Annotated in this window: 13 protein-coding genes; 7 read left to right on the top strand and 6 right to left on the bottom strand. The window is 58.7% G+C overall.

The window, feature by feature from the left end; genetic code table 11:
- Positions 1-385, top strand: a 385-nt coding sequence (locus Q0579_RS02490) for a hypothetical protein (protein WP_298808762.1), incomplete at its 5' end; no start/stop codon positions are given.
- Here the strand turns inward: Q0579_RS02490 and Q0579_RS18245 are convergent.
- From Q0579_RS18245 to Q0579_RS02475, 4 genes are all read right to left on the bottom strand, one after another.
- A complete protein-coding gene (locus Q0579_RS18245) occupies positions 357-728 on the bottom strand; it encodes an HNH endonuclease signature motif containing protein (RefSeq protein WP_366522250.1) in 372 nt (123 codons plus the stop codon). The two genes, Q0579_RS02490 and Q0579_RS18245, sit on opposite strands and share 29 nt — an antisense overlap.
- Before the next feature lie 25 nt (positions 729-753).
- Positions 754-1359 carry a hypothetical protein gene (locus Q0579_RS02485; RefSeq protein WP_298808760.1) on the bottom strand — a complete coding sequence of 202 codons (606 nt, stop codon included), beginning with the start codon at positions 1357-1359 and terminating at the stop codon, positions 754-756.
- Positions 1360-1362: 3 nt separating this feature from the next.
- A complete protein-coding gene (locus Q0579_RS02480) occupies positions 1363-2538 on the bottom strand; it encodes a DUF262 domain-containing protein (RefSeq protein WP_298808758.1) in 1176 nt (391 codons plus the stop codon).
- A 74-nt stretch (positions 2539-2612) separates the two neighbouring features.
- The gene (locus Q0579_RS02475) at positions 2613-2897 is read right to left on the bottom strand and encodes a hypothetical protein (RefSeq protein WP_298808756.1); all 285 of its coding nucleotides are present in this window, start codon (positions 2895-2897) and stop codon (positions 2613-2615) included.
- Positions 2898-3008: 111 nt separating this feature from the next.
- On the opposite strand from Q0579_RS02475, the gene Q0579_RS02470 reads away from it, so the two are divergent.
- From Q0579_RS02470 to Q0579_RS02460, 3 genes are all read left to right on the top strand, one after another.
- Positions 3009-3848, top strand: coding sequence for a hypothetical protein (locus Q0579_RS02470; RefSeq protein ID WP_298808754.1), 840 nt, complete (start codon positions 3009-3011; stop codon positions 3846-3848).
- Positions 3849-4250: 402 nt separating this feature from the next.
- The gene (locus tag Q0579_RS02465; protein ID WP_298808752.1) at positions 4251-5000 is read left to right on the top strand and encodes a hypothetical protein; all 750 of its coding nucleotides are present in this window, start codon (positions 4251-4253) and stop codon (positions 4998-5000) included.
- Positions 5001-5054: 54 nt separating this feature from the next.
- The gene (locus tag Q0579_RS02460; protein WP_298808750.1) at positions 5055-5513 is read left to right on the top strand and encodes a hypothetical protein; all 459 of its coding nucleotides are present in this window, start codon (positions 5055-5057) and stop codon (positions 5511-5513) included.
- 751 nt (positions 5514-6264) lie between these two features.
- Here Q0579_RS02460 and Q0579_RS02455 read toward each other — a convergent pair.
- Together Q0579_RS02455 and Q0579_RS02450 are read right to left on the bottom strand one after the other, a co-directional pair.
- The gene (locus tag Q0579_RS02455) at positions 6265-6744 is read right to left on the bottom strand and encodes a hypothetical protein (RefSeq protein WP_231376736.1); all 480 of its coding nucleotides are present in this window, start codon (positions 6742-6744) and stop codon (positions 6265-6267) included.
- 1 nt (position 6745) lies between these two features.
- Entirely contained in the window at positions 6746-7099 is a 354-nt protein-coding gene (locus Q0579_RS02450) for a hypothetical protein (protein WP_116732716.1), read from the bottom strand.
- Positions 7100-7411: 312 nt separating this feature from the next.
- Between Q0579_RS02450 and Q0579_RS02445 the strand changes: the two genes are divergently transcribed.
- The 3 genes from Q0579_RS02445 to Q0579_RS02435 are packed head-to-tail and all read left to right on the top strand — an operon-like array spanning position 7412 to position 9197.
- Positions 7412-8005 (top strand): recombinase family protein, encoded by a 594-nt coding sequence (locus tag Q0579_RS02445; RefSeq protein WP_298808740.1) that lies wholly within the window; start codon positions 7412-7414, stop codon positions 8003-8005.
- A complete protein-coding gene (locus tag Q0579_RS02440) occupies positions 8002-8685 on the top strand; it encodes a plasmid pRiA4b ORF-3 family protein (RefSeq protein ID WP_298808738.1) in 684 nt (227 codons plus the stop codon). The genes Q0579_RS02445 and Q0579_RS02440 overlap by 4 nt, the downstream gene beginning before the upstream one ends.
- Positions 8682-9197, top strand: a complete 516-nt coding sequence (locus Q0579_RS02435) for a hypothetical protein (RefSeq protein ID WP_298808736.1) — start codon at positions 8682-8684, stop codon at positions 9195-9197. The genes Q0579_RS02440 and Q0579_RS02435 overlap by 4 nt, the downstream gene beginning before the upstream one ends.
- Positions 9198-9211: the final 14 nt, after the last annotated feature.

Genomic DNA, 9211 nt, shown 5'->3' with positions numbered 1-9211 from the left:
CCTTTTCGACGCCGATCACCCCGCTACCGGGGTCCCTTTTCCACGCCGATCCACATCGTTGGAGGATCATATGCGTAAGATCATTGGAGGGTTGATGGCCGTAGCGTTGGCAGTGCCAGCGCTTGCCGAGCCATTGAAGTTCAAGAGCGATCGTGTCGTGACGATGGATGCATTGTCTCTACAGGAATGTGTGACCCTAAAGTACGGATCACCTTTGATCGTTACTCGATACGATGAAGCGTCGACGCGCTTGGGTATCTCGTACGCCGGTCACACGTTCTCAACGTTGGTGCTGACGCCGGTGGATGGTGGCACCCGCGTACGCCGCGCTGGTAATCCAGTGGGTGAACAGTTGCTCAAAAAGTGCGCGGGCGCGCGCGCGTGATCCATCCCGCTAGATCATAGTCGAGACGCGCTTCCTGCTCACCGTAACCGCGTGCTGCGCATCGCGCCTCTGCCTTGGCTTTGTCCGCGTTGCATGACGTGCACGATGCGGTGAGGTTGGTGCGCTCGTTGCCTCCGCCGAGCGAGAGGGCGAGGATATGATCCACTAGCGTGGCGGGCGTCACAGCGCCCGTGGAGGCACAATAGACGCACAAGGGGTGATCGTGGAGGATGGAGGCGCATAGGCGCTTATATGCGGCTGTACGGTCCCGGAGCGCCTTGCTGCCACCTTGGCGGCTGGCTGGTGTAGGGCGGCGGCTGTAGGTACGTGGTAGGTCAGGCACCTAGTATTTAGACGCAGTGAAGCTTTCAGACGGTGGCGAAGTATGCGGCTAGCTGACCGTCTAAGGCATTTAATAGCGTTAGTAGACCTTGGACCTTAGCGCGGCGATCGAAAGGGTCGAACGTCATCTGTACTTGGACGTGATACGACTTATGAGCGTGGTCGCCACGAAGACGGCCAAACGCGGTCAGATCTCCTAAGAGGATGGGGTCAATCGTGCGGGTGTCAAACCCTACGGGAGATAGTAGCTCACATACATTCGCCTCTTTGATCCCGTGATTTCCGGTAATTACGCTTTTATGCTTGGCGAGGGCCTTGAAGACTTCCTCGTTCCATTTGTCGTCGTTCGGGGGATTGCTCATGTTCTTTCGCCCCTCGTGGAACGTACAGATGTGGACCATTGTCCTAGTCGCCCGGTTGGCCTTCCACTCTGTCTCCGCATGGTCCACGAACTGTTTGGTCCAAGCCTCCAAGAAGGTTTCGATCTGCGAATGGCAAAGAAGAGTGTATGCCGCCGCCATGGTAAGCTGGCGGTCAGTATAGTTCCCTGCTGACTTCTGTTTGAACTTGAGGAAGGTTTGTTCGATGCGTTGAACGCCGTCGCTTAGTTCATTGTAGAGCGCAGAAGGCATCGATTACCTCTCCATTGGAGAGGTAATCGCTACGCCGAGTACACTTGTAAGTACTCTTGCCCACACTCCAAAGCGGACCCGATTTGCGTCAATCGATTTTGTCGTTGCCTCAAGTGACGATAGAAAGTCTTGGTTCTTATCACATTCGTACTGGAAGGCGGCTTTGAGTTCGGCTGAATGCTTTAAGGCTTCCTCGCGGACTGCCGGAAACGAGAAGTAGTAGGTCATGATGTCGAAAACGGCCCTATTAATAGGCTTTTCGTAAGTCCTACCGTTCCACTTTCTAAGCTCGTCCCTATCACCAAAGATCGTTCGAGTTGCGCCAAGCGCGGCATCGAGTTCCTTGGCTTGTTCGGCGAGATTGTCCTTCGTTGCATCCCAACTTTTGTTGAAGTAGCTGGTAGTATTATCAAGAAACTTTTTAAGATCGCCGTTGTAAGCTCCAGCGAAATTTCGGTACGCAAACCATCGCAGAACTAGCTCTACATCACGCATACGGAAGTCAGGTTCTTTGAGCTTTAGCGCAGATTTTAGTGCTTCAGACTGGATCGAAACGTCGTCGATCAAGTCAGAGAAGCGTCCCGGATGTAGAGCCTGCCTAAGCTCCTGAGGTGAAAGCTGCACACTACCGGTGTTGATCCGAAGAAACACTGAATAAAGATATTTCTCGTTCTGCCAACCTCTGATGACGACCGTTCTTACCGTTTGGTTCTCAAAATTATTAAGGTCGTCACGAAGGCGGTCATCATCATGCAGCTTTTCATAGGTCAGCCCATTCAAGTCAGTACGATCACTAAGGCCGGTCAGTCGCAATTGTGGGAAATCGGCATCATCTCTCTTCGAAGCAAACTGTCGGATCGCTAATAGTCGCTGCTTTCCATCTATAACGATGAACCGTCCGCGCTGATTGCGTTCTTCTGCAAGGATGATCTGAGGTATAGGTAATCCGAGGATCAGGGACTCGATGAAAAGGCTTTTGCGAACCGAATCCCACGCGTTGCGACGCTGATATCTCGGATTTAGATTAATGTTCCCGCGTCGAAGCTGAGAAACAATCGTCTCAGTTGTCCAATCCGTTGACCAAAGAGTCGGGCCTGTGAACCAGTCGGGCTGCAAATCGAGATCAGACGCGTCTTCCTGCTGGTCATGCGGAAGCTCTTCGTTAAACAAATCGATCACAGCGGTCTCCTTGCCCCTTTGTCTCGATTATCGCTCAATAGGTCAACACGAACCTGCCGATAACGTCCGATGCGTTATATGGTGGTTAGCAACGCCAAGAGGTCATCTAGGGTCAACACCGCGAGCGGTTGCTTCCGGTCAGCCTTGACGATCGCGAGCGGCGTACGGTCAGGGTGGCGCTTAGCCTGTGCCAAGGCGTCATAGATGAGCGCGACGCCGCTGCGCGCCTTGCACTCTATGTCGAAGGGGATAGCCGCCTTTGCAGCGGTAGACATCCACACGTCCGCGCCCTGACTACCCATCGAGCAAGACTTGAGATCGTCTTCTCCAAGCTGCGGATATGCTGCGAGCAACCGCACGACTACCTCTTGCTGTAGTTTGCGCCCTTTAGCCTTCGCACTCGAAACTCTGATTGCCATACACGACTAATAATATCGACGCCGAACTATGCGCGTCGATAAACTTCTTCGATGAAGTATATAACAAATCGGGAACTAATAGACGAGATTACGAATTCGCAAGCCAAAGGTCGGATCAACGATCAGGTCGGATTGTACATCATGCAACTGTGCGAGCGACTGTCGTGGAAGCGAAACTTCGCTGGTTACTCCTACCGCGAAGAATTTGTCGCAGAAGGTGTTGCGGCACTTACGCAAAATATCCTCAAGTTTGACATCAACAAATCAGAAAATCCGTTTGCGTATGCGACCGCGATTGCTTGGAACGCGATGGTCAGGGTCATCACCAAAGAACAGCACGTCCAGAAGACACGCCAAGCGGTTGCCGCTGACATGGGCGCGGATTGGGCGAACAACGACCACTATGACAGCGGACAGGCTGCGCAAGAATACGCCTACGCCAACGATCCGCACGATGAGCTAGACGAGCTTATCCATATCGGAGAACGTCCCGAGGCGGAGTGGCGACAGGTGCCGGGTTATCCTCGGGCGCTATGCTCGCGAGACGGCAGGGTGATCCGGATCACCGGCGCTGCGATCGAGCGCGAGGGGTCGCACAACCAGTACGTGCGGCTGTCAGGTAAGCGCTTCCCTTGGACACGTGTGATCGCTGCAACGTGGCACGGCATCCCTTTGGAGGATGATAACGCGGATGACGCCAGCGAATGGCGTGCGATCAATGACGATTATCGGGTCAACATCTACGGTCAGGTCCAACATAAATCCTCTACCGGTGCTTGGCGCACCCTCAAGCCCGGACACGCACCCTATTACACGGTAAACATTCGCGGACGTGGCGTCCGCCGAGATGATCTGATCGCGGCGTTCTTCCCTGACAGCGATGATAATTAGGTTATGCAGCAAGATCGCAGCCTAACGGTACAGCCGGGTAAAATCATCAAAACAGGGTACGTTGATGTCTTCCGGGTGCGTCTGGCGTGCCGTGAGCGCATGGCGGTTGGAGACGTAGATCGTGCCTATCAGAAACGCCTACAGCACGGTGCGTGCCAGCCTTGGCCATGCCCCAACGGTCATTGGGATGGCGATACATTCTACATCCACGATGGTCGCCACGAATGGTTAGCGAGTGTCATGTTGGGTCAGACGCATCTTCTCGTCGCGTGGATCGAAGATGGCGCTTGCGATGCATGAAGCACGCTATAGCTAGGAACAATGTCACCTGATCGCGTTTTCGCCTCCTTCCTTGAAGCTGTCCGTCTCGGAGACGCCGTCGCTCTGAGGTCCGGAGATCGCGTGACTAAGATCGAGCCGGATAAAATAGCAAGCGCGCCGCTTTTCGCTTTCAACAACCTTAACAATCCCGCGAGCCAATCCTATTGGGGTCAGGCTATTTACGATAAAGTCTGGAGTGAATGGGAAGGGACAAGAGAGAAGTTTCGCCTGCCGTATAGTGAGGTATACTGTTACTTCCACTATGACAGCCTCATTCCGACGCACAATCTCTACCACCTCGTGCAAAACGATGATCTCACGATCTACGTAGAGACTTGGTCGTGGCAACCCACGCTTTCCAGCTTGCAGGCGAAGTGGACTCGCCAACCGTGTGTGATATCGTTCGATCCAAAACGTCCAGACGAGTACGGTCTTGAATGGCCGTTCGACCCGGACAAAGTCGATCCATATTGGCTTGAGGAACGTCTCGAAGACGCACGAGCAAACATTAGCGTCAGCGTGGCGGCGTTGCAATTGCTCGATCGAGTTGGTGCGACCACGCGTGAAGACGATCTCTCCGCGTCAGTGGTCAAGACGAACGTCAAACGCGAGCGTGTCAAACTTGACCCGCTAGACCGGCCGATCATCGTATCAATTGACGATCGCGAAGCGGTGCTTAGCGATCAGCGTGCCGCATCAACGTTGAGCCAACGATCGCCGCACGATCGTCGCGGACACTGGCGAAACTACCGCAGCGGACAGCGCGTGTGGGTAAGGTCGTGCAAGATTCATGGTGGCCGCACGAACCCGGCTACCTACCTTGTGACTTGAACTTTAACGTTCGACGTGTAGTTGCGCCTCTACCACTTTCTATGGAGGCTCGTGATGTCGCTCAAAGACCTACTCGCATTGGCTGACGACAAGCTTGCGGATGTTTTCAACACCAAGGGCTACGATCCGACCAAGGATCGCGCCAAGCACGTCAAGGCAATCGACAGCGACATCGCCAGCTATGGGAATCCCGAGCCGACGCGCGGGCGCAAGGCTTGGAAGGCGAGTAACAACGTGGTCGAGTACACGAGCCGTTTCCCTATCTCGGGCAAGACGACCCACTACGTTCCGTCAGAGCGGTTCGGTGACTTCCTGTCGAAGCTGAAGAATCTGGTCGAGACGGGGTCGTTTGACAGCGACTTCGAAGCTGCGGCCAAGGGTGACGCTACCGCCGCCAAGACGCCGCGTAAGAAGCGCGAGCCGGGTACTGGTGGTGCAGGATGGTCCGACGAACGTCGCGCGGCCTACAACGCGTCGATTGCAGCGCGGAAGGCTGCGAAAGAAAACGCCTGACGACTAAATACTGCTGGCGGCTGATCCCGTCACTTTATTCCCTAACTTGCGCCCGGTGAGAGATCATCGGGCGCTTTTTTGGCGTTAGCTGTAGGCGCTTGCAATCATAACGGCGCCTGCTCGCAAACAGCCAGATTTTCTGCTCACGCTATCTGCCACTGGCGCGTGGCAACCTGCTCAAATTATCTGCCAGTGTGCTCGCCATTATCCGGCGCTGCTTGCAAACGAGGCGTCGTGCTCACGCTTTCTACCAGTGGGTTCTCCAAACCCGTCGCCGGCAGACGCTTTTGCGAAGCACGTTTTCAGAACAGTTCTGACAAGCGGCGGGCAGCAGAAATGCGGTGCGGTCATGGCCCGCCGGCAAGGTCGTCAGAAAGGAAGGCTTTTGCGAACAGCGGGTGGCGCATAGAGCGGGCACAGATATACGTTTACGACTGAACCAGTCGAAGCGCGCTGGCCGCGACCGTCCCGAATGGGATCAATGGTCGGGATAGGATTCTCTTCATACCCCAGCCGGTATAAAGGAACCGCCCCGATCGTAGCGGCTGCGTCGTTATCCCGCCTACCCAACCCGTGGGCTCGACCTTCGGCCCAGCCGGGCCCGCCTCAACGTGGCCCGTCGACTGCGATGACCGCGGCGTCGTCTAGCTGGAACCGGCCAAAGTCGTCGTCGCCCCATAACGAACGCTCCAGCCGGCCGACAAGCCGGATCGGCTTCCCGGTCGGCATTGACCCATAAGGCAGCGAGTATTCATGGTTTTGCGTCGAGGGAGCCGATCATAGGCAGGAATACGGCACAACCCGTTTCCTTGCAGGAAAGATCAAGCACCAGGTTCTTCCCCGATCCGTCGTTCCGCCCAGCAAACGTCCACAGAAGGCTGCGGCGCTCGGGATAGTTCGGGTCGGCGACACGGTAGGAAGCTACGCCTGCGGGGCGGCCGTCGAGCGTGAGCTGATCCGCTTTGTAGTTGGTCCCGGAGCTCGCGATCGGCAGCGCCGATCCTCGGCCTGTCACTGTGAACATGCCTTCGTAGCCCGGCCCGCGCAGCAGGAACACCGGATCGTCTACCGGGTCCTTTCCCGCCTTCAGAGTCGCATCTGATGGAATGGCGACCGTGCAGCACGAAGGGATCCCGACCGACTTCCAGCCGGCCGGGACCTCGGGTTGCGGTGCGTTCGGCGAGCAGGACACTAGCAGCAATCCCGCTACCGACCACACCGCGACCCTCATATCACCGCACTCCGTAGGCGTTGCGAAGCGCTGTCGTCTCCGTCGAGCACGGGGTGCGACGCACCACGCCCGCCGGCTGACTATAGTGCATGACGCACGCCGTGTTGTTGGCTTCACCGAAGCCCAAAGCATGGCCGAGCTCATGCGTCATGGTCGACTCATAATCAAACGAGCCGGAAGGAGGGCTCGACCGAGTAGACGGGCAATGGAACCGCCCACCCGACTCATCGCCATAATACCAGAGGTAATCGGCCTTCACGATCACGTCTGCCTGGGTGATGGTCGATCCGCTGGTCCACAGGTTGGTCGACGCGAGGGCGGTCGAGTTGGTGGGATAGCCGTCCTCCACGGTCACGATCTGAGCCGTGGTCTCGGTCCCTCGCGTGGTGGTCAGGTTATTCGCCGCGTCCCACTGATAGTAGAAGCGCGACCCTTGAGCGTTCCAGTTGCTGACCGCTCGCCCGAGGGCAGGAGCGCATCACAAATCGGGGGCAACAGGCTCGGCCCGGATGGTAAGGCAAAGGAGCGGATGATTGCCCGTCGTGCGGTGCCCCGGGCATGTTCTGGTGTTCAGGGCTGGCGTGCGGTAAGGCAATCTGGTCAATCTATCTAGGGCAATGGCGGCTGCCTTTTGACGGCTTTCCTGCCCCGAACGGAGTCCCGCCCATTGCTTATCGGCTATGCCCGGGTGTCGACCGAGGATCAGCACCTCGATTTGCAGCGCGACGCGCTCGCCCGCGCGGGCTGCGAGAAGACCTTCGAGGACAAGAGATCGGGCGCGAAGGCCGACCGTCCCGGCTTGGCCGCGGTGCTCGACTATGCGCGCGCAGGCGACCAGCTCGTGGTGTGGCGGCTCGATCGGCTCGGGCGGTCGCTGCCCGACCTGATCGCGCTCGTGCGCCGGCTGGACGAGGCGGGCGTGCAGCTCCGCTCGGTGACGGAAGGCATTGATACCTCCACCATCAACGGCAAGCTCACCTTTCACCTGTTCGCCGCCTTGGCCGAGTTCGAGCGCGCGCTGGTACGCGAGCGGACCAGGGCGGGGCTGGAGGCGGCGCGTGCGCGGGGTCGCCTGGGCGGGCGCAAGCACCGGCTCTCGCCGGACAAGCGTCGCCACGCGGTCGAACTTTACCGCGCCAAGGACAAGACGGTGCGCGAGATCTGCCGGCTGATGGGCATCAGTAAGCCCACGCTCTACGCCTATGTCGCCGAAGCCGACGAACAAGCGGAAAGCGCGACCGAGCGGAAGCGGGCCGCATGACCGAGCGGCGCGGGGATGCGGATGGGACCAGCTCCGCCGATCTTGTCCAGCTCCGCGTACAGCTCCTGGATGTGAAGCCCACGCCGTGGCGACGGGTCGTGGTTCCCGCGGCGATCCAGCTCGATCACCTCCATCGCGTGATCCAGGCTGCGATGGGCTGGGAGGATGCGCACCTCTGGCGGTTCCATCTCCATGGCGCCGACTATGGTCCGGAACTGGGCCGGAGCCCGCGGGTGCCGCTCTCGCGTTTTCGGCTGCGCGCGGGCGAGCGCTTCACCTACGTCTATGATTTCGGCGACTGGTGGGAGCACGAGGTGCGTGTCGAGGCGGCAACGCCGGCAGACGCGCGTGGGCTGGTCCCGCGGTGCGTCGGCGGCAACGGCACCTGCCCGCCAGAGGATAGCGGCGGACCGGCGGGTTACGCCGAGCAGGTGGGCGAGGCACTCTGCCTTTCGGCGAGCCTCGACCTGGCCGATTTTGCCGAGTTCGGGCGCGATCTGCTGGCGGCAAAGGAATCGGGCGATTGGAGTTCGATCACAAACCTCGACCGCTTGGATGACCTGGACCGCATCATGCGCCGATCGCAGCGACGGCTTCGATTTACCGAGCCGTTCAGCAAGGGGGCGGCGAACGATCGGTTGCTGGCGTTAGCGGGCGCGAAACAGGAGACCGATCCATGACCTTGCGTTGCGCCATGCACGTCGCGATCGACGCGTGCCCGACAGACGAGACGTCCGGCAACGCCGTCGTAATCGAGCGTACAGGCGAGCTCGCGCCTGAGACGCTCGGGCTAACGCTCGCCGAAGCGCACATGCTCTTGCGCAAGGTTCAGACTCGGCTGGTCACCGCCCAGATTGACGAGTGGCAAGCTGCGCATCGTGCCTGTCCGGCCTGCGGCGCCGATCGCGGGCTGAAGGACCGTCGCCCGGTGACGATGCGTACTGCGTTCGGCCAGCAGCAGGTCGCGGTCGAGCGGTTGCGGCGTTGCGGCTGTGGCGGTGACGTGGGGCCAGGCGCGACGCTGACGCCGTTGGCCGCGCTGCTGCCCGAGCGCACCACGCCCGAACTCCTCTATCTGGAGACGCGCTGGGCGTCGCTCGTCTCGTTTGGCTTGGCCGCGCGCATGCTGGGCGAGATGCTGCCGCTCGATCGTAAGCGTGGTCTACGGGCCGCCTTGCCTATTCGGCCGTAGCGGGGATGCTTGTC

The sequence above is a fragment of the uncultured Sphingomonas sp. genome, from assembly GCF_936927845.1.
In the GTDB taxonomy this organism is placed as follows: domain Bacteria; phylum Pseudomonadota; class Alphaproteobacteria; order Sphingomonadales; family Sphingomonadaceae; genus Sphingomonas.
Note: the sequence above shows the minus strand (reverse complement) of the source record. Positions and strands in the feature narration are given on the sequence as shown.